This is a genomic window from Natrinema sp. HArc-T2 (assembly GCF_041821085.1).
Taxonomy (GTDB): domain Archaea; phylum Halobacteriota; class Halobacteria; order Halobacteriales; family Natrialbaceae; genus Natrinema.
Genome location: NZ_JBGUAZ010000002.1, coordinates 411,273 through 433,931 on the forward strand (window position 1 = coordinate 411,273; position 22,659 = coordinate 433,931).

At 64.4% G+C, this 22,659-nt stretch carries 19 protein-coding genes; 8 read left to right on the plus strand and 11 right to left on the minus strand.

Going from position 1 to position 22,659, the window contains the following annotated elements; translation table 11 throughout:
- Window positions 1-16: 16 nt before the first annotated feature.
- From ACERI1_RS06580 to alaS, 4 genes are all read right to left on the minus strand, one after another.
- Window positions 17-757: a type 1 glutamine amidotransferase gene (locus tag ACERI1_RS06580; protein WP_373617276.1), complete on the minus strand. Its 741-nt coding sequence runs from the start codon at window positions 755-757 to the stop codon at window positions 17-19.
- 133 nt (window positions 758-890) lie between these two features.
- Window positions 891-2,117, minus strand: a complete 1,227-nt coding sequence (locus tag ACERI1_RS06585) for an AMP-binding protein (protein WP_373617277.1) — start codon at window positions 2,115-2,117, stop codon at window positions 891-893.
- Window positions 2,118-2,220: 103 nt separating this feature from the next.
- The gene (locus ACERI1_RS06590) at window positions 2,221-3,003 is read right to left on the minus strand and encodes an alpha/beta fold hydrolase (protein ID WP_373617278.1); all 783 of its coding nucleotides are present in this window, start codon (window positions 3,001-3,003) and stop codon (window positions 2,221-2,223) included.
- 79 nt (window positions 3,004-3,082) lie between these two features.
- The gene (alaS, locus tag ACERI1_RS06595) at window positions 3,083-5,860 is read right to left on the minus strand and encodes an alanine--tRNA ligase (protein WP_373617279.1); all 2,778 of its coding nucleotides are present in this window, start codon (window positions 5,858-5,860) and stop codon (window positions 3,083-3,085) included.
- Between the two features lie 254 nt (window positions 5,861-6,114).
- Here alaS and ACERI1_RS06600 point away from each other — a divergent pair, with 254 nt between their 5' ends.
- On the plus strand, window positions 6,115-7,614 hold the full coding sequence (locus ACERI1_RS06600; RefSeq protein ID WP_373617280.1) for a PAS domain-containing protein: 1,500 nt from the start codon (window positions 6,115-6,117) through the stop codon (window positions 7,612-7,614).
- Here the strand turns inward: ACERI1_RS06600 and ACERI1_RS06605 are convergent.
- Window positions 7,611-8,609 carry a replication factor C small subunit gene (locus ACERI1_RS06605; protein ID WP_373617281.1) on the minus strand — a complete coding sequence of 333 codons (999 nt, stop codon included), beginning with the start codon at window positions 8,607-8,609 and terminating at the stop codon, window positions 7,611-7,613. The genes ACERI1_RS06600 and ACERI1_RS06605 overlap by 4 nt on opposite strands.
- Before the next feature lie 214 nt (window positions 8,610-8,823).
- Here ACERI1_RS06605 and ACERI1_RS06610 point away from each other — a divergent pair, with 214 nt between their 5' ends.
- The 4 genes from ACERI1_RS06610 (at window position 8,824) to ACERI1_RS06625 (ending at window position 11,049) form a co-directional block, all read left to right on the plus strand.
- Window positions 8,824-9,891, plus strand: a complete 1,068-nt coding sequence (locus tag ACERI1_RS06610) for a polymer-forming cytoskeletal protein (RefSeq protein ID WP_373617282.1) — start codon at window positions 8,824-8,826, stop codon at window positions 9,889-9,891.
- A 52-nt stretch (window positions 9,892-9,943) separates the two neighbouring features.
- Window positions 9,944-10,192, plus strand: coding sequence for a ubiquitin-like small modifier protein 2 (locus ACERI1_RS06615; protein ID WP_373617283.1), 249 nt, complete (start codon window positions 9,944-9,946; stop codon window positions 10,190-10,192).
- A 3-nt stretch (window positions 10,193-10,195) separates the two neighbouring features.
- Window positions 10,196-10,612, plus strand: a complete 417-nt coding sequence (locus ACERI1_RS06620) for a GNAT family N-acetyltransferase (RefSeq protein ID WP_373617284.1) — start codon at window positions 10,196-10,198, stop codon at window positions 10,610-10,612.
- Window positions 10,613-10,683: 71 nt separating this feature from the next.
- Window positions 10,684-11,049 carry a hypothetical protein gene (locus ACERI1_RS06625; protein ID WP_373617285.1) on the plus strand — a complete coding sequence of 122 codons (366 nt, stop codon included), beginning with the start codon at window positions 10,684-10,686 and terminating at the stop codon, window positions 11,047-11,049.
- A 13-nt stretch (window positions 11,050-11,062) separates the two neighbouring features.
- Here the strand turns inward: ACERI1_RS06625 and ACERI1_RS06630 are convergent, their stop codons facing one another.
- The 3 genes from ACERI1_RS06630 to ACERI1_RS06640 all read right to left on the minus strand — a co-directional run bounded on the left by ACERI1_RS06630 (window position 11,063) and on the right by ACERI1_RS06640 (window position 14,264).
- A complete protein-coding gene (locus tag ACERI1_RS06630) occupies window positions 11,063-12,409 on the minus strand; it encodes a tryptophanase (RefSeq protein WP_373617286.1) in 1,347 nt (448 codons plus the stop codon).
- 143 nt (window positions 12,410-12,552) lie between these two features.
- The gene (locus tag ACERI1_RS06635; protein WP_373617287.1) at window positions 12,553-12,945 is read right to left on the minus strand and encodes a hypothetical protein; all 393 of its coding nucleotides are present in this window, start codon (window positions 12,943-12,945) and stop codon (window positions 12,553-12,555) included.
- Window positions 12,946-13,085: 140 nt separating this feature from the next.
- Window positions 13,086-14,264: an aspartate kinase gene (locus tag ACERI1_RS06640; RefSeq protein ID WP_373617289.1), complete on the minus strand. Its 1,179-nt coding sequence runs from the start codon at window positions 14,262-14,264 to the stop codon at window positions 13,086-13,088.
- Window positions 14,265-14,518: 254 nt separating this feature from the next.
- On the opposite strand from ACERI1_RS06640, the gene ACERI1_RS06645 reads away from it, so the two are divergent.
- A complete protein-coding gene (locus ACERI1_RS06645) occupies window positions 14,519-14,974 on the plus strand; it encodes a hypothetical protein (RefSeq protein WP_373617290.1) in 456 nt (151 codons plus the stop codon).
- Window positions 14,975-14,980: 6 nt separating this feature from the next.
- On the opposite strand, the gene ACERI1_RS06650 is transcribed toward ACERI1_RS06645, so the two are convergent.
- Window positions 14,981-15,904 (minus strand): amidohydrolase family protein, encoded by a 924-nt coding sequence (locus tag ACERI1_RS06650; RefSeq protein WP_373617291.1) that lies wholly within the window; start codon window positions 15,902-15,904, stop codon window positions 14,981-14,983.
- Window positions 15,905-15,974: 70 nt separating this feature from the next.
- Window positions 15,975-17,537 carry a DNA-directed DNA polymerase II small subunit gene (locus tag ACERI1_RS06655; protein ID WP_373617292.1) on the minus strand — a complete coding sequence of 521 codons (1,563 nt, stop codon included), beginning with the start codon at window positions 17,535-17,537 and terminating at the stop codon, window positions 15,975-15,977.
- Window positions 17,538-17,680: 143 nt separating this feature from the next.
- On the opposite strand from ACERI1_RS06655, the gene ACERI1_RS06660 reads away from it, so the two are divergent.
- Together ACERI1_RS06660 and ACERI1_RS06665 are read left to right on the plus strand one after the other, a co-directional pair.
- A complete protein-coding gene (locus ACERI1_RS06660; RefSeq protein ID WP_373617294.1) occupies window positions 17,681-18,559 on the plus strand; it encodes a S26 family signal peptidase in 879 nt (292 codons plus the stop codon).
- Window positions 18,560-18,607: 48 nt separating this feature from the next.
- A complete protein-coding gene (locus ACERI1_RS06665) occupies window positions 18,608-19,552 on the plus strand; it encodes a S26 family signal peptidase (protein ID WP_373617295.1) in 945 nt (314 codons plus the stop codon).
- A 199-nt stretch (window positions 19,553-19,751) separates the two neighbouring features.
- On the opposite strand, the gene ACERI1_RS06670 is transcribed toward ACERI1_RS06665, so the two are convergent.
- On the minus strand, window positions 19,752-21,548 hold the full coding sequence (locus tag ACERI1_RS06670) for an AAA family ATPase (protein ID WP_373617296.1): 1,797 nt from the start codon (window positions 21,546-21,548) through the stop codon (window positions 19,752-19,754).
- Window positions 21,549-22,659 lie beyond the last annotated feature (1,111 nt).

The following is a 22,659-nucleotide window of genomic DNA, read 5'->3' on the forward strand; positions in this document are numbered from 1 at the left end:
TGAGGTGTCGAACGATTCAGTCAGAGCCGCTGGCTCGAGTCGCCGCGGCGTGACTTTCGGCCTCGGATGCAGCGTTTCCGGTCTGCACTTCGCGGACGAACTCGAGGAAGTTCTCGAAGACGAGTTTCGCCTCGCACGACTGCTGATAGTTCTCTTCGGTGATCTCGGCGAGGATCGACTCGCGGCGGTCCTCGGAGAGGTCTTTCCGGAGGACGAGGTCCCTGGCGGTCTTGCTGTCGTACTCGGGGTGGAACTGGACGCCGAAGACCCGGTCCTTGCGGAAGCCGTGGTTCGAGTACTCGTTTTCAGCGAGGGGCACGGCACCGGGCGGGAGTGTCGTGACTGCATCGGAGTGGCTCGTGAAGGCGGTAAAGGTCTCGTCGATGCCCGCGAACAGCCGCGAGTCGCCGGTGTGTTCGATCTCGCTGTAGCCGACCTCGTAGACGCCCATGTCGTCGACGGTTCCCCCGAGGACATCAGCTAATAGCTGATGGCCCCAGCAGACCCCGAGGAAGGGGACACCATGCTCGATCGCCTCGTCGACCCACTCCTTGACGGACTGTATCCACTCCTCGTCCCAGTAGACCGACGACCGGGAACCGGTGACCACAGCACCGTCGTAATCAAACCCGGTGGGAACCGTGCCGTCAGTGGCGTCGAACTCAGAAAGCGAGGCATCGAGTTCACGCCGGAAGTTTCGTGTCGTGTTCTCGTCCTGATGTGCAGCGTTCAGAACGACGATTCGGGGGTTTCCCATTACCGTCTAGTGGCAACGCGGTGAAAATAGGTCTTGTGTCCAGTGCCGGCGTTGCCGTGATCGACGACAGTCCGACTGGAGACCGTCCTCGAGTCGAGCGAGCGACCGCCGATCACGATCGGTTCGCTGTAACTCATCGCAGATGATAGGTGCCGTTCGCGTCGCGATGGACTCGATCGCCGGTGTGGAACCAGCCATCGACGAACCGACTGTGATCGTCGGTATCAGCGGACTCGTCGCGGTCGAATGCTGCGGATTCAGTCACGTAGCCGTCGGAGACTACCGGCCCCGCAAGTTCGAGTCGACCGGTCGCGTCACCCTCGAGGACCGACCCCTCGCGGTCGACCAGCCGAGCCCGACAGTTCGGTACCGGACGACCGACACCTGTCCCGTCGCCGTCAGCCCCGGCACGATCGACATCGAACCGCTGGCTGAGGGCAGTCGGACACTCGAGACGACCGTAGACTCGCGCGACCGGAACATCACGGTCGCGGTAGGCCGCGACGACATCCGCAGCGACCGGCGCGTCACAGAGCACACGCTCGAGCGACTCAGCGGCGGCATCGAAACCGGGTTCAGCCGCGATATCGCGAAGCACTGCTTCTCGACCGGGCAACAGCGTCGCGCCTTCGTCGTCGATCGCGGTGACGACGTCATCAGGGGTGAACGCTCGGTCGAGCAAGAGCGTCCCACCGACGGACAGCACCGACAGCGCGACGCGAACGAGGCTCTCGGGGGTCGATAGCGGCGTGGTGAGCGGGACGACATCGTTCGCAGCGAGCCCCCAGACCGAGACGCTCGTGGTGCAGTTTCGTTCGATCGTCTCGGCGGTGTAGCCGGCGACGGGCTGTCCCGCCCCACCGTGGAGAGCAAGCGCTGGCGTCGCCGCCGTTCCCTGCTCGTCGGCGTCGAAAGACTCGCGGTCCGTGCCGGCCAGTTCCTCGAGCGTCACCGACCGGTCGAAGGGAATCGATCGCACGAGATCGCGCTGGGCCGCCTCGAACACGACGAGGTCGGGCTCGAGCGTCTCGAACGGTCGCGTGACCGAGGCCGGCGTCAACAGGTGTGAGATCGGTGCGAACGTGGCGCCGAGTCGCCGGCAGGCGAAAAACAGCGCAAGTGAGACGATTCGGTTTCGCGTGACGAGACAGACCGTCTCCCCGGGGCCGACATCCAGCGCCGAAAGTCGCTCTGTCGTCCGCATTGCGATCGTCGAGAGCTCTTCGTAGGAGACCCGATCCTCGTTGATTGTCTCCGCAGGAACGTGGAGCCGCCGCTCGGAGATGTCGACGACCGCCGTCCGATTCGGGAACTGCTCGGCCCATCGAGCCAGCGAGAGTGTCACGTCAGAGACTCCCACGTTCGAGTACGTAGTAGGGTGGGGTGGAGGGCTGTCGCAAGCACGACCCCTGACGACACGAGACGAAACGGCGAGCGACCAGTGACTGCTGTTCGAGCCGTCGTTACTCGTCGTCGGTGTGTTCCTCGAGAAACCCGAGCAACAGATCGTTGACCGTCCGCGAGCGCTCGATAAAGCAGAGATGGCCCGTTCCCTCGAGTTCGCGGAACTCGCCGCGGGGAAGCCCCTGGGCTAGCTCCTGTCCGGCTGCAGGCGACACCAGTTCGTCAGCCTCGCCGTAGAACACCCGCGTCGGCTGGGTTACCTCGACGAGCCAGTCGCTCGCGTCGAAGTCCGCGAGCGCTGCGACCTGTGCCTCCCAGCCCGCGCGGTCCGCGTCACCGTCGGCCCGCCAGTCGACGATGCCGTCGCGCACGTCGGGCTGGGCCTTCAGAAAGTCGTCGGAGAGCCCCGCCTCGAGCGACCGGCGAAGCGCGTCGGGGTCGTCCGGCGGCGCGAACAACGGCTCGAGGTCGAACGCGTCCCCGCGCGCGGCAGTGCCAAACAGCGTCAGCGTCGCGACGCGACTCGATGTCCGGGCCGCCTCGAGTGCGATCGCGCCGCCGAGACCACAGCCCACGAGGTGGGCGTTGCGGAGGTCGCAGTCGGCGAGCACTGCCTCGAGGTCGGCAACGAGGGTCTCGAGGCTGTAGGGCCCTGACGGCGCGTCCGACCGGCCGGTTCCCCGAAGATCCCAGACGACGGCCTCGTAGGGGCCGGCGATGGCGGCGTGTTGCCAGCCCCACAGCCAGCCGCCGAGGCCGGCCTCGGGGACGAAAACGACGGGCTCGCCCTCGCCCGCGCGGTCGTAGTACAGTGAGACTGATCCGTTCGATGCAGTCGGCATGGATGAATCGTCGGGACGGGGTCCGAAAGAAGGGGTGGGTTTCGACTCGAGCGACGGTCGTGCGCCGGATCACGCCCGCTCAGGCGTTCAGGATCTGACGCAGGACCTCAGGGGCGTCCTCGAGCGCCCCGTCGAGATCGTCGACGTTGGGGCCGCCGCCCTGTGCGAAGTCCGCCGGGCCACCGCCGCCGCCGCCGACCTTCGAAGCGAGTTCGCCGACGACTTCGCCGGCGTTGACGCCGACGTCGTCGGGGACGGCGACGACGAACTGGGCACCGCTGGCACCGCTGCCGAGGACGGCGATCTTGCCGTCTTCGGCGAGGGCGTTGGCGGTCGCACGCAGTTCGTCCATGTCGGCGTCGATCCGGTCGATGACAGCCGTCGCGTCGCCGACGTCGACTTCCTCGCCGCTGCCACCGCCACCGGCGCGGGCTTCGGCGAGCTGTTCTTTCAGGTCATCGATCTGTTTGCCGCGGTCCTTCCACTCCTCGAAGAACCGTTCGGCGGTGTCGGGGACCGCCTCGGGCGAAACGTCGAGGATCTCGGCGGCCTCGTAGAGGGCGTCCTCTTTTGCCTGGGTCGCCTCAATGGCGGCCTCGCCGGCGGCGAAGGTGATCCGTTCGACGCCGTCCTGGACGCGTTCGGTGTTGAGAATCTTGATCGCGCCGATGTCGCCGGTGCGGGCGACGTGGGTGCCACCGCAGGCCTGCGTGTCCTCGTCGACGTGGATCAGCCGGATCTGCTCGCCCGGCGGGATGCCTCCCTGGTAGAGGTCGAAGCCGTGTTCGGCTTCGGCGTCGTGGCGGTCGGGCCACTCCTGGGTGACCGACGTGTTGTCCATGACGATCTCGTTGGCGCGGTCCTCGATTCGCTTGACGTCCTCGCGGCTGATGCGGTCATAGTGGCGGACGTCGATCCGGGAGCTCTCGACGCCTTTCTGGGCACCGGCCTGGCGGATGTGCTCACCGAGCACCTGCCGTGTGGCGTGGATGACGATGTGGGTCGCCGTGTGATGGCGCATCAGCTGCCGGCGACGGCCGCCATCGATCTGGCCGTTGACCAGTTCGCCCTTGCCGGGGTTCTCGTCGGTCCGGTGGAGGATGACGCCGTCCTCGATCTGGACGTCTTCGACTTCGACGCTCGTGTCGTCGGTCGAGAGCGTCCCCGTGTCAGCAGGCTGGCCACCGCCTTCGGGGTAGAACATCGTCTGATCGAGGACGACATCGTAGCCCTCCTCACGCTCGAAGACGTCGAGGACGACCGCCTCGAACTGCGTGCGCTGCTGGTCGTCGTAGTAGAGTTTTTCCGTCTCCGGCAGGTCCTCGAAGCGTTTGTCTTCGCCCTCGTCGGCCCCGGTGACAGCTTCGGGCGTGTCGTGGCGCTTCGCGACGAGACTGTAGAAGTCGTCGGGCACGTCGACCTCGGCACCCGCTTCTGCGGCGATCTCTTCGACCATATCGGGCTGGAGCCCGTGTGAGTCGTAGAGTTCGATTAGCTCCTCGGTCGGGATCGGTTCGCCCTTGTCGGCGTACTCCTCGGCCATCGTCTCGACCCGTCGACCGCCGCGCTCGAGCGTCTCGCGATACTTTTCGACCTCGGTACGGACGATGTCGCGGATCGTATCGCGGTTCTCGTACTCGAGGCGTTCGGCCTGCATGTCGACGAGTTCGTCCAGCGGCGCGTCGACGCCGGCGGTGTCACAGAGCCGTTTCGTACGTCGGAGGACCATCCGCGTGAGATAGCCAGTCCCGACGTTCGAAGGGACGATGCCGTCGCCCAGCATATAGGCCAGTGTCCGGCAGTGGTCGGCGATCGCGTAGATGTCCTCGAGAGGCTCCATCAGCGCCTCGAGTTCTGCGGGGTCGACGTCGAGTTCGGCCGCGATCTCGCCGCGGGCGGTCTCCATGTCCTCGGCCTCGTCGATGTCCATGTGGCCCGCGAGCTTCGCTGCGCGATAGATCAGGTCCTCCTCCTCGTCGGTGTGTTCGAGGTCGGCGTTCTCTTTGAGGAAGGCGATCATGTCGGGGTAGACCGCCTCGTAGACGGTCGGCGTCCCCTGGGAGACCCAGGTCCACCGCTCGAGCCCGTAGCCGGTGTCGACGATGTAGGTATCCATCGGGCTGTAGCGGTTGCCGTCTTTCATCTCGTACTCGCCGTCAGGGTCTTGCTCCATCGACATGAAGACGAGCGTCGCGAGTTCGACGCCCCGATAGATGACCTCGATGGCGGGCCCGGCGTTGCCGCCGCCGACCCACGGGTCCTCGATGTAGATGACCTCCTCGAGATCGACACCCAGCGAGTCGAAGAAGCCGTCACAGAGTTCGACGGTCCGGTCCTTCCAGTAGACCTCGCCGTGGTATGCGTACTCGTCTTCGTCGACGTCCTCGCGCGTGTTGAACGCGTGGTGGGCCATCATCTCGAAGGCCATCGTGTGCCGGCCCGTCTTGCCAACGTTGTCGATGTCCTGCATCCGGATGCACGGCTGGGAGACCGTCAGTGGGTTCGCCGGCGGTGGCGTCTCGCCGCTTGTGACCAGCGGCTGGAAGTCGTAGATCGACGCCTGGGTCAACAGGACGTCGTCGCGCCAGCGGTTCGCCGCGACCGGGTAGGGATCGATGCGTTCGTGCTCGTGATCCTCGAAGTAGGAGAGAAAGGTCTCGCGCATCTCCTCGAGGCTGTACTCGTCGTCGAACCCCGAGTTGTCGATGAAGCCGTACTCCTCGCACGGCGGCTCACCACAGGTCTCCCTGTCGTGGTCGCGCGTCCAGAAGTGAGCGCCACATTTCGGGCACTCCTTGCGCTCGAATCCTTCCTCCTCGAAGTACTCGAGGCGGTACTCCTCCTCTAGTTCGCTCATTACGCGTCTATTGCCCGTGCAGCGCGTAAAACAGTTCCGCAACCGTGGCCGAGCCGAAACCGGTCGCCATCCCGCCGACGACAGTCAGACTCGCAGTGACCACGGGACGGGCAGCGATCGAACGTGAGGCGCCGTTGGAGGCGAAGGGGTCGAACCGCGAGCGCCAGCACGAACTGTCATCCGACAGCCACAGTGGCGGCCCGGTATCGGCCTCGAGTCGGCCAGTAAATTTTTAAGGGAGATCGGGAACGCGTATGGAGTATCGACTGGCCCACCGCATGACACAGCCGACCGCGACCACGCGACCGCGACCGATCCTCTACGTCGCCGCCAGCGAGGCGACGGCCAGCGACGGCGCCGAGCGCCTCGAGACCGTCGAAGCTGGGCCAGGTCCCGGTCGGTCCGTCCGCCCAGCGACGACGATCGAGCGGGTCGAAAACTGGGCGCCCGCGGTCGACTGCGTCGTCTTCGCCGAGACGCCGACGACGGCAGCGGGCGCGAACCTGCTCGAGGTCGTCGCGGCCTGTGGGTCGACGCCGGTCGTCCTCTTTGCCGACGGCTCGTTCACGCCGGGGGCCGCGCGGTCGACCGACGGCATCGATGGCTACGTCCGTCGGGACACCGACGACGCCATGGTCCACCTCGCGGACGAGATCGAGTGGGTCTGTCGTGACGAAACGCGCTGTCAACCGGACCACGACCGGCTCCAAACGACCGTCGCGGCGCTCCCGGTCCCTGCCCTGTGGTACGAACGCGAGGACGGCGAGCCCGTCGTGCGAGCGGCCACCGACGCCGTCGCCGACATCTTCGGCACGGATCCCGACGAGCTCGTCGGCGACCCGGTCGACGAGTGGCTCGTCCCGTCCGACCTCGAGCACCGACGGACGACGCTGCGCGAGGCGTTACAGGCTGGCGAACGCCGCCAGTTCGACCGCCGCCACGACACCGGCGACGGCGTCCGCGAGTTCCGGGTGACGCTGGTCCCGCTCGAGGCGACCGCGACCGGTGAGACTGCCACGGACGACGACGCAGCCGGAGTGTTCGTCTACCACGACGTGACCGAACTGCACCGCAGCAGACGAGCGCGGGCCGCTGCCGACGCGCGACTCGAGGCGATCAGGGACCTACTCGACGACGAGGTGTGGCCGCCGCTGAACGTCGCACGCAGCTATCTCGACCTCGCTGTCGACACCGGTGCCGACGACCACGTCGCGACCGTCGCGGACGCACAGGAGCGCGTCACGGAGCGACTCGAGCGAGTGGCCGCGATCGCCGAGCGAGACGCACTCGTCGAGCGCGAGCCCGTCGGCGTCCACGACATCGCACGGCGGGCCTGGATCGGCGTCGACACCGGCGACACACGGCTCGTCACGCAGAACGCGACCGATCGCGTCCTCGCGGCCGACAAGGTCCGGTTGCGGGAGTTGTTCGAGTGTCTGTTTCGGCTCGTCGTCGCTGCCGACGGCCCAGTCCCGGCCGTCATCGTCGACGTGACTGACGATGGCTTCTATCTCACACAGTACGATCGGGACGCGGACACCGAGGCAACTGCCGCTCTCGAGACGGAGCCAGACGCGGCGGAACCGGTCGCCAGCCACTCGGCTGTGCTCGACGGGGCCGACGGCGACCTCGAGACGGTCGAGCGCATTGCCGACGCGCACGGCTGGCGCGTCGATGTCGTCGAAAACGAGGGACGAATCGCCGTCGTGTGTCGCGGTGTCGCCGACGGCGAGCGGGCGCTCGACGAAATTTAGGCCTCGTCCTCGAGCGCCAGCGACGCCAGCATCGCCTCGAGTTGCAGGCGCTCGTTGGCACCCTCGGTGATCCGGTAGTCGACTTCGCCCAGGCGCTCGAGCAGCCGGACAGTCGCCTGCTCGGGGATATCGAACTCCCACGCGGAGCGGTGCAGTTGGTCGATGACGTCGCCGCCGGCGAGTCCGCGGTCGGTCAGCAGGTCCTCCAGGGCGGCACGGGCGGCGGTGAAGTCGCCGTCGATGGCGTACTCGACCATCGCCTCGACCTCCTCGGGGCGGGCGGTGGCGGTGATCGCGAAGACGGTCTCCTCGTCGACGGTTTCGCCCATGACGGCTGCAGCTTGTAGTGCATTGATCGCCTTGCGCATGTCGCCGTCGGCCGCATAGACCAGCGCGTCGACACCGTCGTCGGTCACCGCGATGTCTTCGGTGGCGGCGATCTCGCGAACCTGCGCCTCGATAGCGCCTTCACCGAGTTCGGTGAATCGGAAGACCGCACACCGCGACTGGATGGGGTCGATGATCTGACTCGAGTAGTTACACGAGAGGATAAACCGGGTATTGCTCGAGAACTGCTCCATCGTCCGGCGCAGGGCCGACTGGGCGTCGGAGGTGAGTGCGTCGGCCTCGTCTAAGAAGATGATGCGGTGGTCGTAGCCGCCGAAACTCGAGCGCGCGAAGTCCTTGATGCGGTCGCGGACGACGTCGATCCCTCGCTGGTCGGAGGCGTTGAGTTCGAGGAAGTTCTCGCGCCAGTCGTCGTCGTAGACCTCGCGGGCGATGGCCTGCGCTGCGGTGGTCTTGCCGGTGCCGGCGGGTCCCGCGAACATGAGATGCGGGAGGTCGTCCTGCTCGACGTAGCGTTTGAGCCGTGGGACGATGTTCTCGTGGCCTTTGATCTCGTCGAGTCGCTCCGGCCGGTACTTCTCGATCCAGACTTCCGTCTTCCCGGGGGTGGGCCCCGCCGCCTCGGCGTCGGCCTCGGCCTCGCTCATACCGGCAACAGAGCGGGACGGAAAATAAATCGCCCGAAGGCCAGTCTCGCGTCGCGAACCGCCCAACGGAGGCGATCGATCCGATTGTTGACACGACTGTCCCTCGAGCGCGCCAGCGCCAACGGGGGCTGTCGACCGTCACTGGCTCCGAAACCGACATCGATCTTGATATCTGCATAACATGTTTTTGGTTGTGCTCGTCGAACGAGACGACATGGGACGAGGGGAGAACCGAAGGCCACAGTTCGTCGTCGCGTTGCTGATTGCCGTCGTCGTCATCGGCACCGTCCCGGCGACGGTCGCCGCCCAGTCCGCCCCCCAGGCCGGCGGGACGGTCGTCGTCGAGGAAGGGGAGACGGTCGACGAGCTACAGGCCGTCGGCGGCACCGTCGTCGTTCGCGGGACCGTCACCGGCGACGTCAGTGCCGCGGGTGGCGACATTCGAATCGAGGAGACCGGCCAGGTCGACGGGAACCTCGAGGGCGGCGCGGGAAGTGTCACGATCGCCGGCACCGTCGCCGGCGACGTCGATGTCGGCGCAGGGAGCGTGACGGTAGCCGAAAACGGGACTGTCAACGGCACGTTCACCGCCGGTGCCGGCACCGTCGTCATCGACGGGGCCATCGAGGACGACGCCGAGATCGGGGCCGAGACGATCCGACTGGGCGAGACCGCGACGATCACGGGCGATCTCCGCTACGGCGGCGACCTCGAGGGGAACACCGACGCGGTTGCGGGCAACATCGAGGAAGACCCCTCGCTTGGGGTCGATGTCGCGCCGGCAGTCCAGCCGTTCGCGTCGTGGCTGTTCGCTGCCTACGCCTTCGCGGTGAACCTCGTACTCGGTGCGATACTGCTCGCGCTGTTCCCGCGATTTTCCGGTCGCGTCGCCGACCGCGTCGCGACGGGGCCGCTGCGCTCCGGCCTGGTCGGACTGGGGGTGTTCGTCGGCGTCCCGATCCTGCTGATTGCGCTTGCGATCACCATCATTGGCATTCCGCTGTCGGTCATCGGCATCCTGGTCTTCGCCTTGCTGCTGTGGATCGGGACCGTCTATGGGTTCTTCGCCGTCGCCTCGTGGATCCTCTCGCTGGTCGGCCTCGGCAACCGCTGGCTTGCACTCATCGTCGGCCTCTTGGTCGGCGCTGCACTCACCCTGGTGCCGATCGTCGGTGATCTGGTCACCCTGCTCGTCCTCCTGCTCGGACTCGGCGCGATCACACGAGCGCTGTACGGCCACCGACGAGCCAACACCGGCCCAGCCGAGTCGAGGGCGGACTGATACCACACCACCGGAGCGACGTGCTCAAGGCCGTCGCGTCGTAACGCGGCGTATGCACGTCACCGTCGACGTCAAAGGCGAGGACACCTACGAACTCGAGCTCGAGGCGGTGGCCGCCGACGCGTCCGATCGGCCCGACGACCGCGCTGCGGAGGCGACGCCGACGTACGCCGATCTCCTTCGGGCAGTCGAGCTGAGCCCTCACGAGGTGAGCGTCCTCGTCGACGGTCGTCCAGTCCCCGAGGACCAGCCGGTCGAGAGCGAGCACGTAACGGTGTTGCGCTTGATCAAGGGTGGGTAATCCGTGTTCGTCCGCACCGCTACGCCCGACGACGCCCTCGAGATCCGGCGCATCCTCGACGCCGCGATGCTCGAGCCCGGCGACATCGAGGGTCGGATCGATGCCGGCGACATCTTCGTCGCGGGTGATCACCACGGGATGCCGGCGCGTGAGAGCAGCGCCGAACGAATCCTCGGCACGGTCGTCCTCGAGCCGCTTGCGGACGAGCGCGGGGCGCACGTCGGTGCGATCGGCGTCCGGCGTCGCCATCGAGACCAGGGTCTCGGTCGGGCACTGATCGAGACCGCCCTCGAGCGCGAAGGGCGGCTCACGGCACGGTTCGACGACGGCGTCCGCCCGTTCTACGAGCGCCTTGGGTTTTCGATCGAGCCGATCGACGAGCAACGTTACCGGGGTCTCGTCACGATCGACCGCGCCTAACTACGACCGCGACAGGGTCCCGTCCCCTGCCGGCAGACCTTTATCAGCAAGAACGTGGTAGCCACCGCCGCATGGCGCTCCAAGGGATTCTCAGCGGCGACCCGTCGAAGAGTTCAAAGGTCTATCTGGCGATCGGTGCGCTCTCGCTGGTGAAAGCGATCGCGGTCCGCAACGATCGAAAACGGTTCCGCCGTGAATTGCTCGACGCTGGCCTGTTTCTGGGCATCGGCCTGGCACTACGTCAGTTCGGCAAGCTGAAAGCCCAGAAACGACAGGAACTCGAGTCACAGCTCCCCGACTGGGCGGCAGCTGCGATGCGTTCGGAGTCCGCACGACGTGGAGTGCGCTCGGTCGCAAAACGGCAACTCAGCCAGTCGGAGCCCGAACCGGAACCGACGCTGCGAGACCGCGCCCGCGGCGTTCTCGCGAGCCTGTAATTCGGCGTTCGGCTTAGGCCGGACACGGCTCGAGGCGCGCCGTGAAGTGCCGAAGTTCCGGCATCGAGGGATTGGAGACGATCTCGAATCCGGCCACGTCGCGGCGATCTTCGAGGACGGCTGCGGCAGTCTCGACGACGTGGTCGAAGTGCTCGCGGTGGTAGGTGCGACGCGGAACCGCGAGCCGGACGAGTTCGGGCCGGTCGGTTTCGGGGAAGGCGAAGCTTCCGAGTTCGACCCCCCGGACCCCACCTTCGCGGTAGAGTTCGCAGACCAGCGCCTGCCCCGGAAACTCGTCGTCGGGCACGTGTGGGAACGCGGCCCCGGCGTCGAGATAGACCGCGTGGCCGCTCGTCGGCGTGTAGACCGGGATGCCGACCTCGGCGAGCCGCGAGCCGAGGTCGCGAACGCTCGCGATCCGGTCCTCGAGGTACGACTCCTCGACGGCCTCGCGCAGGCCGACGGCCAGCGCGGCGACGTCGCGGCCGGCCATCCCACCGTAGGTGGGAAACCCCTCGTAGAGGATCGCCCGCTGTTTGCACTGCTCGAACAGCGACTCGTCGTCGGTCGCGACGAAGCCGCCGACGTTCGCCAGCCCGTCTTTCTTGCCGCTCATGACGACCGCGTCAGCGTAGCCGAGTTGCTCGCGAGCCACCTCGGCGACCGTCGCCGACGCGAACTCGGCTTCCCGCTGTGTGACGAAGTAGGCGTTCTCCGCGAACCGGCAGGCGTCGATCACGAACGTCGCGCCGATCTCGTCGGCGAACTCGCGAACGCGACGGGTGTTCGCGACGCTGACTGGCTGACCCGCCGCGGAGTTGTTCGTGATCGTCTGGATCACGAGTGGCACCCGCTCGGCGCCGACCTCGTCGACGACCGACCGGGCCCGCTCGAGCGAGAAGTTCCCCTTGAACGGCGCGTCCGCGTCGGGGTCGTGTGCGTCCGGCACTGGGCAGTCGACCGGATCGGCGTCCTGATTCGCGACGTGAGCGCGGGTCGTATCGAAGTGCGTGTTGTTGAGCGCGACGTCACCCGCCGAGAGCACGGTGCCGTAGAGGACGTTCTCGGCGCCGCGTCCCTGGTGGGCCGGCACGACGTGGTCGAACCCCATCACGTCCGCGACGGCCGACTCGAGCCTGTCGAAACTGCGCGACCCCGCGTAGGCCTCGTCACCCCTGATCAGCGCGGCCCACTGAGCGTCGCTCATCGCGCCCGTCCCGCTGTCGGTGAGCAGGTCGATGAACACCGCCTCGGCGTCGAGATTGAAGACGTTGTAGCCGGCCGCCTCGAGGGCCTGTTCTCGCTGGTCTCGCGAGGGGAGGGTGATCCGTTCGACCATCTTCGATTTGTACGCGACCATATCGATCCCCACGACGGCAGACCAGTTCAAATCGAGTGAGAAAAACCGGGTGCCGTCGGACCAACTCGACGGCTGGGGTGCAACTCCGTCCGCTAGTGGGCGGGTTTGGCAGTTGTACGGCTCGGGCGGGCGAGCCGACCGGGTCAGCGTCGCCTGTCGGCAGTCTCGGTCCCGATCCAGCAGAAGTCGGCCGTCGCATCGTCGGTGTCGGACTCGACTCCGAACGCGTCCGACGGGATTCTCGTCTCGGTCGGCCCTGGGCCGACGAGTTCGAGGTCAGATCCGTCATCGCGAGCGCAGTCGTCACACCGGTCGGTCGCGTCTCCCGTCACCTCGCGTGCGGCCGCCTGCAGGTCCGCGAAGACGACCGCCGCCGTCACGTCGTCGGCGTCGACCGCCTCGTCGGTGCTCGGATCGTGCTCGCCGCCACTCGCGAGCAGCGCGTCGGGATCGTCCGCGTCGTGGGCTGCAAGGATCGCGTCCGGATCGGGGTCGATCTCCGCGAAGACCTCCGTTACTGTCGGTTCGGTACTCATGGCTGCAGTGTTACCACATCTACCCTTCGTTACGAACGCGCTACCGCTGGATTACGGGGTGAATACGTTCGTCGATATGACCATCACATCGAGAAATCGATCAGTAATCGAGAACCGCGGGCCAACCGCAAACGGCCCGCTTAGAACAGGTCCTGAGTGAGCTCGAGGGTCTCCTCGCGGTCGTCCCAGTCGACGAAGAGCGCGACGCTGGTCGCGCTGGTGATGATGTCGTTGAGCTGGATCCGAGCCTCGGCGAGGGGGTTGACGATCTCGCTGATGATTCCCGGCTGGTTGGGGAGTTCGCCGCCGGTGACGCGGACGACGGCGACCGGCGAGTCGACGGTGACACTCGAGAGTTCGTCACGCGCGATGACTTCGCGGTGGAGGATGTTCTCGGCGCGTTCGGCCTCCTCCTCGTCGAGATAGAACGTGACGGTGTCCATCCCGCTGGCGACGGCGTCGATGTTGATCTCGCTTTCGGCGAGCGAGTTCGAGAGGTGGTTGAAGATCCCGGGCTGGTTGCGGATCGCGCGACCGGCGACGGTCAGACAGGCCAGCGGTCGCTCGCGCAGGTCGACGAGGTTCTTGAACTCGCCTTCGATGCTTGTGCCACCCGAAAGCAGATCGCCGTGCTGGTAGTGGACGACGCGGACGTCGAGGCCGCCGTCTTTGTACGAGAGCGCGGACGGCGCGACGACTTCGGCCCCGCGGAACGAGAGGTTCCGGAGTTCGTCGACGGAGATTTCGCCGACGTTGCGGGCTCCTTCGACGACGTTCGGGTCGCCGGTCATGACGCCTTCGACGTCGGTGACGATGACAACCTCGTCGGCGTCCATGTACTTGCCCATCATGACCGCCGTGGTGTCACTGCCACCGCGACCGAGCGTCGTGATAGAACCGTCGGGGCCTTCTGCGAGGAAGCCAGTGATGACGGGCACAGTCCCGTCCATCTCTGCGGCGACCTCTTTGGCGCGCCGTTGGGTCTCCTCGACGTCGACCTCACCGTACTCGTCGGTGATGATCGGCCACTCCTCGCTGCCGGGTTCGAGGAAGGTCGCGTCGATCCCGCGAGCCGACAGCGCGGCCTTGAGCATCCGGACCGACGTCCGCTCGCCCATACTGACGATCTGGGCGCGGTCGGCATCGTCGGTCTCGAAGGTGATCTCGTCGAGCAGTTCGTCGGTCGTCGACCCCATCGCGCTGGCGACGACAGCGATCTCGTGGCCGTCTTCGACGGCAGCAGCAACCGAGTCCGCGGCGCGGTTGATCCGATCCCCGCTGCCGAGACTCGTTCCGCCGAACTTGGCTACGACGCGCATGCTGCCACCTCACAGACGGCCCACATTGCGATGCTGTGACTCATACTCGAGTCGTTACCAGAGCGGGCAGATAACTGTGTCCCATCGCGCCCGTTTTTACCATCCGTCCAATTGTCGACGATCGAGTCTCGAAACCGCCGATTGCCACCCCGGTCACGGTCCGTCCGCTGCCAAAATGTGAGACGAAAGCCGGCATGTCGTCGTCAATTGGGCGGGGTAACATTCACTGTTGTGCGCAGCATTACCATACGTCGATGAACGTACGTGACGCACTCGAGGCCGATGCTGACGCGCTCGCGTCGATTGCCGACTCACCGACGGACGTGATGCGAAATCTCGTCCACGACCGCACGGTGCGCGTCGCAGAGGACGGCAGTCACGATCCGAACGCGGATATCTCGAACACACAGTACGACGGCTCGGATCCAGAGGACCTGCTTGGCTTCATTAGCTTCGACGCGCGCGAAGACACCGTCCATGTCACGCAACTCGACGGTACGGGCGACGCCTGCAAGCGGCTACTGGCCGAACCGGTGCGCTTTGCCGAACGCGAGTCGATGGCCGTCGAAGTGCTCGCAGCACAGGACGCCACCGCGATCGAGCGCGCTGCCGACGAACTCGGCTTCGAACGCCGCGGTCGTGGCCCGCGGTTCGACGGCGCGCCGACCGTCCGATTTCGACTCGAGCCCGCAAGCTACAGTCCCAACTGACCCACGTCAGCCATCGTCTACCGGCTCCGATACATCTCCGAGCGCCGGGTCAGACTCGAGCCTGAGATAGTCGATCGCCGTCCGAGAGAAGAGATCCCGCATCGTCTCCTGTGGCAGGTCACGAGCGAGGAGGCCGGCCCGCTCGTTGCGATAGGGATACGGAATGTTCGGGAAGTCCGAGCCGTACATGATCGACTCGGAGAGTTCGACGAACGTCTCATCGGCGATCGAAGACGGATCGAACCCCATCGTCTCCGGGGCCGATGTCGACATCGCGAACGTCGTATCGAGATAGACCGAGTCGTGGTCACGTGCGAGGTCGACAAACGCCTCGACCTCGTAGGCCCCCATGTGCGCACAGCAGACCCGAAGGTCCGGATAGGAACCCACCAGTTCGGCGAAAGCGTCGAAGCCGACGTAGGCGTTGTCCTCGAACATCGGTGCCGTCCCCCCGTGGTAGGTGACCGGGCGGTCGTACTCCGCGACGACCTCGAGGGCGGGCTCGAGGCGCGAATCCGCGGGGCGGCACTTCTGGACCGGGCAGTGAATTTTCAGGCCGCGAGCGCCCGCCTCGAACGCGTCACGGACGATGGCCGCGACATCTTCGTCGTCGGGATGAACGGTTGCGAACGGGATCAACATATCCGACGAGGCAGCCTGCTCGCAGAGCCACGTATTGAGTTCCCGTGCGAGGTCGGCCTCGTGGGCGTAGGGAAGCGCGACGTGAGCAGCGACGCCTGCAGCCTGAAGGGCGTCTTCGATCGCTGGCCGAGTCACGGGATGTGAAAACTCCCAGTCAGCCTCGGCACTGAGCGAGCGTCGGATCGCGGCGGCGAGCCGTTCGGGAAACAGATGTGTGTGGGCGTCGATCGCGGGTCGAAACGCGGTTTCGTTGGTCTCCGCGGAGAGACTGTTGTCAGGAGATGACATATCGATCGGACGTCAGTCGCTAACGCGGTCGCGGTCAATAGCTGTACCGCTGACAGTGAGCGCAATCACACTAGCTGAATTTCTGGACGGTCACATCGAGCGTATCGAGATCGACGATCGGCGCGAAGCCGGCGTCGGGATCGATGTTGACGCTCTTCTGGAAGTCCGTCTGGGCCTGCCAGCAGCCGGAGTTGATCGCGAGGACGTTGTGGTACTTCCCGAAACCGAGTTTGTGGACGTGACCGGTGTGGAAAATGTCGGGGACCTCCTCCATCACGAGGTAGTCTTTCTCCTCGGGCGCCAGCCGCGTGTGGCCCCCGAACTGGGGCGCGACGTGGCGCTTCTTGAGCAGGTGGTACATCGCCTTGTGCGGGTCGTCGTAGCTGGCCTTTTCTTCAGGGAGTTCCGCGATGACTTCGTCCAGCGAGACGCCGTGGTACATCAGCACGGAGACGCCCTCGAGCGTCACTGTCGACGGATTACTCACGATCTGGGGGTCGTGGGCGGCCATGATCTCCCGGAGTTCCTCGTCGAATCCCGGCTGAGGTTCCGCGAGGCGGACCGCGTCGTGGTTGCCGGGGATCATGACGATCTCGATGTCGCCGGGCACTTTCTTCAGGTGTTCGCTGAACGCTTCGTACTGCTCGTAGATGTCGACGATGTCGAGTTCCTCGTCCTGATCGGGGTAGACACCGACGCCTTCGACCATATCGCCAGCTAACAGCATGTACTCGACGTGCTGGGCCTGATCGGTGTGCAGCCAGTCGGCAAACGCATTCCAGGCGTCTTCCATGAACTCCTGGCTGCCGACGTGGACGTCGCTGATCAGCGCCGCCTGCACGTGGCGATCCGCAGTCGAGGGCTCGTAGGTTCGGGGCACATCGGGGAAGTACATCGAGTCGACGAACGCGATCCCCGAGTCGTCCGCTAAGGTTCCTTCCATCGCCAACACCTCGTCGTGGAGCAACTCGTCGACGAGGTCGACGTACTCGCGGTCTTTCATCACGAGCCACGGGAAAGTCCCAGTCGCATCCTCGAGTTCGATCAGCCAGTGGCCGCTGGCAGTCGAGCGGATGTCGTTGACCAGTCCGACCATCGCGGCCTCGCTGCCGCCGGGCATCGACTGAATGGCCGTCGCCGGGCGGTGATTGACCCGACTCCGAAGTTTCGCGCCGAGTCGATCGAGCCGATCCCGAAAGACGGAGACGAAGTCGCTGTACTCACCGGTCCCCGTGCTCTCGCCGGTCATATCGCCGGCGATCTCGATCGAGCGCATCGCGGGATCGGCGGATCGCTCGGCGGGTACAGACCCCTCCGTTTCGACTGGAGATCGATCGGAAGAATTGCGTTCTCGTGTCGAGTTAGTTCCACTTGAAACAGAGGGGGGCGACTCGGTCGGTGTACCCGTCGCGGGATCGTCGGATCGAGTCACCCCGCCAGCGTCGGTCGCAAGCGCTGTCTCCACGTGTTCGGCCCGGACGACTAGCGCGTCATCCGGAACGTCCTCGAGGACACGCTCGAGCGCCGCATGTGGGTCGTCGGTCGCCGTGAGCCGCGTGACCGCCTCGCGCTCGGCGTTGTAGCCACGGCTCGTGAGTTCGCTCACGAGTCGGGCGGCGGCCTCGAGTGGCACACATCTCGCATTCTCGAGGGGCACAAAAAGGATAGCGAATCAGCGAGCGCATTGCCACGCACACTCGAACCCAGGTCACATGGCAGAGAGACGTAACGAGAGTGCCGGAAAGTTGATACCGAGGTCGGCGAAATCGAACGCCAATGGACGGTTCCGACACCGGTGAGTCTGACCCCGATCGGTCCGACCGTCTCGGAGCTACCTCGAGACGGGATAGAGACCCGACACTGGAGTCGGACGACCGCGAACAGGATGCCGATGCACGATCTCGAACACGCAGCGATGCGGAGACGATCGCAGACGTTGGGCTCGGCCGCTGGCTGCTCGAGACGGACACTCGAGTTGGCACCGCGGTTCGAGACGTCGTGACGATCGTCGCGATCGTGGCGATCAGTGGCAGCCTACTGGTCGGGATCGGCGGTGCCTGGCCGCCGCTCGTCGCCGTCGAGAGTGGCAGTATGGAACCCAACATCGAGCAAGGAGATCTCGTTTTCATCGTCGACGAGGAGCGGTTCGCCGGCGATAGTGCCGTCGCGGAAACGAACATCGTCACCGCCCAGCACGGCCACGACAGCGGCTACCAACGGTTCGGGAAACCAGGTGACGTCATCATCTTCCTGCCGAACGGCGATCCGACGAAGACGCCGACGATCCACCGCGCCCAGTTTCGGGTCGAACAGGGTGAACGATGGGTCAAAACGAAGGCCGATCCCGCGTATTTAAACGGCGCAACCTGTGCCGACCTCGCGTCGTGTCCAGCGCCCCACGATGGTTTTATCACGAAAGGCGACGCCAATCCGGCCTACGATCAGCTCCCGCGGTCGGGTGCGAAGACGACCGTCGTCAGCGCCGAGTGGGTCACCGGCAAGGCGGTGGTTCGGGTCCCGTGGATCGGCGAGCTTCGACTGGCAGTCGATTCGATCCGTTCGGTCGTCGGCACCGGTCCGATCATCGTCGCCACCGTCGCCAGCGTGTTCGCGCTCATCTGGTATGGGACGGCCGGCGAGACACGTAATCCATAGCCTGTGCGAACAGAAGGTTGATTTTCGCGCCCGGTGAAACGGGTGACGATGAGCGGCTCTAACTCCGGGACATCACCTGGCGATTCCGGCGATGACGACCGCGACCGGTCGGATGAACACGCCGGCAGTCCCCAGACGCCGTCACCGGACCCCTCACCGACCGCGTCTGATTCCAACGACGTGACGATCGAAGACGACGGAGTCATCCGCTGGTTCCTCGAGACGAACGACGAGACCGTCATGGTGACACGGGATATCTTGAGCAGCGTCGCGATCGTCGCTGCCGTTGCGCTCCTCCTGTTTGGCGTCAGTGGGATCTGGCCGCCACTCGTCGCCGTCGAGAGCGGCAGTATGGAACCCAATATGCACAGGGGAGATCTCATCTTCGTCGTCGAGGAAGGACGGTTCGCCGGCGATAACGCGATCGAGGACACCGGCGTCGTCACCCTCGAGCGCGGCCAGGAGGCAGACTACACCAAGTTCGGCAATCCCGGCGACGTCATCGTCTTCAGGCCGAACGGCAACCCCGTGGCGACACCAGTGATCCATCGGGCACACTTCTGGGTCGACGGCGGCGAACGCTGGGTCGAGACGAAAGCCAGTGAGCGCCTCGTCGGCGACGCGACCTGTGAAGAAGTCCCCAACTGCCCCGCTCCACACGCCGGCTTCGTCACGAAAGGTGACGACAATCCCGGCTACGATCAGACCGGTGGCGGTGCCGACACCACCGTCGTCAAACCCGAGTGGGTCACCGGCAAAGCACAGTACCGGATCCCGTGGCTCGGCCACGTCAGGCTGGCCGTCGACAACCTTCTCGGGGGCATGATCGTTCCGCCGTCAGCCTCGAGCCAGCTGGCAGACACACAGCCGGAGTCAGCGACGACGACACCCGCTGGTCCCGTGTCCAGCCTCGAGTCGAACGACAAACTCGCCGGCGTCGCCGGCATCGCTGGCGGCAGTATCGCACTGGCCGCAGGTCGGTATCGATCCTGAGTTGCGAGGCCGACTCACTCCTGTTGTCAGCGACGTTATCCGTCGTCTTCCGGATTCTCGAGTGGAAACAGAGGGGTACGGACGACGGCAGCGAACGGTGTGATCACGGGCCGGACGGAACGGGTCCTCGAGACCGACGCGACTGAGCGGGCGACACCAAACACGAACGCGACCGCGGTGTCGGCGGCCACGCTACTCGTCAGTTCTCGAACCGGGCCTGAATAAACGGCTGAACGTCGTCGATATCGCTCAACCGGGAGTCGCTCAGTAACACGGCCTCCGTCTCTTCGAGTGGAACGGAGAGACTGATCTCTTTGGTCCGGCCATACCGACCTTTCGAGACGACGACGGCGTTGACGATGCCGAGCATGTCGAGTTCGCTGATGAGATCCGTCACCCGACGCTGGGTCAGGACATCGGCGTCGATCTCCTCACAGAGTCGCTTGTAGATGTTGAACACCTCGCCCGTGTTGATGCTGTGGACGCCGTTTTTCTCGAGCAAGATGATCGCAAAGAGCACGAGTTTGCTCTGAGTCGGCAGCGTCCGGACGACTTCGACGACGCGGTCGAGTTCGATCTTGTCCTGGGCCTGCCGGACGTGTTCCTCGACGATCGTCTCGGCCTGAGACCGTTCGGCCAGTTCGCCGGCGGTGCGAAGCAGATCCAGCGCACGGCGTGCGTCGCCGTGTTCCTGTGCGGCAAACGCTGCACACAGCGGGATTACGTCCTCGGAGAGGGCACTATCCTTGAACGCGACGTTCGAGCGATGCTCGAGGATGTCGCGTAACTGATTCGCGTCGTACGGCGGGAAGACGATCTCCTCTTCACCGAGAGAAGATTTGACGCGCGGGTCGAGGAAATCGGTGAATTTGAGGTCGTTCGAGATGCCGATGATCGAGACACGCGAGTTCTCGAGTTCGGAGTTCATCCGCGAGAGATTGTAGAGCGTATCGTCACCGCTTTTCTCGACGAGTTTGTCGATCTCGTCTAACATGATGACGACGACCCGCTCGTCGTAGTCGACGGCGTCGAAGAAGACGCTGTAGACGCGGTCGGTCGGCCACCCGGTCATCGGGACCTCCTCGAACGAGTCTCGGTCGTCCTCGAGTTCCTCGATGCGGGCTTCGACCGCCTCACGGCTCTCGAACGGCGTCGACTCGAGGGGATGGTCCGGCGAAATCGCGGTCGGGTCGGCAGCCGCCGAGTTTCCGGTGTCGTCGACGGACATCGGATCGGGTTCGGTGGAAGGAGAGTCTGGTTTCGATTCGGACGGATCTGAGTACCCCTCTGCTTCAGGTGGAGAACTACCTAACTCAGCAGATTCGCCCGACTCAGGCTCGATCTTGTTTCCAGACGAATCGGTGGCCTCCGACGCCGTTGCGTCCTCGAGTGCGAACTCGAACGGATCGGATGCCGTTTGGTCGTCGGACCGATCAGTCGTGTTTGCTCCGTGGGTATCGCGAGCGTCGAGGGTCGCCTCGTACTCGTCGAGGGCGTCTAGCAGCGACTCGAGGGTCGAAAGTTGCTCGTCGATCCGTTCTTCGTTCTTTTCGATGAACTTGTTCGCCAGCTGTGCGAGCACGCGATACTGGGTGTCGGTCACCTCGCAGTTGATGTACTCGACGTCACACGGGACGCTGTACTTCTGGGAAGTGCTCTCGAGTTCCTTGCTGACGAACTTCGCGCTCGCGGTCTTGCCGGTGCCAGTTTTGCCGTAGATGAGGATGTTTGACGGCGTTTCACCCCGAAGGGCGGCCACGAGAATGGTCGCCATCTTGTTGATCTGGTCGCTTCGATGGGGAAGTTCGTGTGGCGTATAGGATGGACGGAGCACTTCCTTGTTCTCGAAGATAGGTTCACCGCTGAGGAGATCGTCGAACAACCCCTGGTTCGACTCCTCGTCACCGAGGTCAGTGTTCTCGAAGTTTGTCGAGAATCCCCTCGTTCCGTCGATTTCAACCTCGTCTGAATCCGCGGTTTCTGAGTCGTCTGACATCCGTCGTACACAGGCCCCCTTATTTCGTGTGGAGTGTCGAGCCGGGAATCAGGAAACTCATGGTCTGATGGTCTCCATCGGAAGATCCACGATTCCAGATACCCGATTCGGGTCCAGTTGATGCAAACGAAACAGAGGAAAACCACGGTAATAAATTCTTCCTTTCCCTTCATCTCGTGCTGGAACGACGATCGGCGACGTCTGATTCGGTTTGAACGACAGGGAAAACGACCTGCGTGCTGAGCGAGATCGCTGCGTGTCGGGTCAACGATTCTGAGAGCGCAGTGAATTGTTACCTGCCGATTGGAGGATTGTATTGTCCGAGAGACGTGGTTCATTGGCTCGTCTACAGATGCGACAGACCGGGTGCTTTGGGCGTGCTCTCGAGGGAGCTCACCGACGAACAGCAAGGGAAGACTCAAGCTGTTGTCTCCGTGTGTCGTTCTAGTGTTACGCGCGAACGGACGTGAACTGGCATTGGACTGAAAGATAGCAAATGATTGCAGGTGTATTTGGTAAGTCGATGGTTCTGGAGTAGTATGTGATAATGTAGGTGGAATGTGGCTAACCTCTGATGATCAGACTAGAGTGAGTATAGCTAGCATTCACTACACGCCACCCCCCACCCCTTCGTTTCAGGTGGAACGGCTCAAAGGAGGGGAGGGGGTGAGAGAGGATTCTATAAGAGGAAGTTTTATATTGACCAGTCAGAAATAGTAACCGTAGAACTAGCAGAACAGAGAATAGTACTAGGAAGCTGTTCTTTCTTACTAGTCTTCACTAGAATCTTTTCTTGGGACTGTTGATGCTAGTAGATGAGCAGATCAGTTACTAGAACGAATCTAAGCAGCCAATTCGTCCGTTTCTCCGGTGTAAAACCTGTCTCGAGTGGAAATGAGGGGCAGCTTCCTTTCACTCGGTCGTTCATCGGTCCACGCTCTCGTCAGTCTCCAGTCGAAACGAAGGGGTGGGGGGCTATCGCTACACCAGTCACACTCACTCTCGCTGAGATCGATCGAGAGTATCTGTAGATTTCTCTCGGAGGCTTGTGATCCGTTCGCATTGATCGTCAGCAATGCTGGAACGACAACGTCAGTTGTGGTACTAATTC

Excerpts from the sequence above, each read along its gene's own strand:
- ACERI1_RS06580 (WP_373617276.1), bottom strand. The coding sequence starts at position 757 with ATGGGAAACCCCCGAATCGTCGTTCTGAACGCTGCACATCAGGACGAG.
- ACERI1_RS06590 (WP_373617278.1), bottom strand. The coding sequence starts at position 3,003 with ATGCCGACTGCATCGAACGGATCAGTCTCACTGTACTACGACCGCGCG.
- alaS (WP_373617279.1), bottom strand. The coding sequence starts at position 5,860 with ATGAGCGAACTAGAGGAGGAGTACCGCCTCGAGTACTTCGAGGAGGAA.
- ACERI1_RS06600 (WP_373617280.1), top strand. The coding sequence starts at position 6,115 with ATGGAGTATCGACTGGCCCACCGCATGACACAGCCGACCGCGACCACG.
- ACERI1_RS06605 (WP_373617281.1), bottom strand. The coding sequence starts at position 8,609 with ATGAGCGAGGCCGAGGCCGACGCCGAGGCGGCGGGGCCCACCCCCGGG.
- ACERI1_RS06610 (WP_373617282.1), top strand. The coding sequence starts at position 8,824 with ATGGGACGAGGGGAGAACCGAAGGCCACAGTTCGTCGTCGCGTTGCTG.
- ACERI1_RS06615 (WP_373617283.1), top strand. The coding sequence starts at position 9,944 with ATGCACGTCACCGTCGACGTCAAAGGCGAGGACACCTACGAACTCGAG.
- ACERI1_RS06625 (WP_373617285.1), top strand. The coding sequence starts at position 10,684 with ATGGCGCTCCAAGGGATTCTCAGCGGCGACCCGTCGAAGAGTTCAAAG.
- ACERI1_RS06630 (WP_373617286.1), bottom strand. The coding sequence starts at position 12,409 with ATGGTCGCGTACAAATCGAAGATGGTCGAACGGATCACCCTCCCCTCG.
- ACERI1_RS06635 (WP_373617287.1), bottom strand. The coding sequence starts at position 12,945 with ATGAGTACCGAACCGACAGTAACGGAGGTCTTCGCGGAGATCGACCCC.
- ACERI1_RS06640 (WP_373617289.1), bottom strand. The coding sequence starts at position 14,264 with ATGCGCGTCGTAGCCAAGTTCGGCGGAACGAGTCTCGGCAGCGGGGAT.
- ACERI1_RS06645 (WP_373617290.1), top strand. The coding sequence starts at position 14,519 with ATGAACGTACGTGACGCACTCGAGGCCGATGCTGACGCGCTCGCGTCG.
- ACERI1_RS06650 (WP_373617291.1), bottom strand. The coding sequence starts at position 15,904 with ATGTCATCTCCTGACAACAGTCTCTCCGCGGAGACCAACGAAACCGCG.
- ACERI1_RS06660 (WP_373617294.1), top strand. The coding sequence starts at position 17,681 with ATGGACGGTTCCGACACCGGTGAGTCTGACCCCGATCGGTCCGACCGT.
- ACERI1_RS06665 (WP_373617295.1), top strand. The coding sequence starts at position 18,608 with ATGAGCGGCTCTAACTCCGGGACATCACCTGGCGATTCCGGCGATGAC.
- ACERI1_RS06670 (WP_373617296.1), bottom strand. The coding sequence starts at position 21,548 with ATGTCAGACGACTCAGAAACCGCGGATTCAGACGAGGTTGAAATCGAC.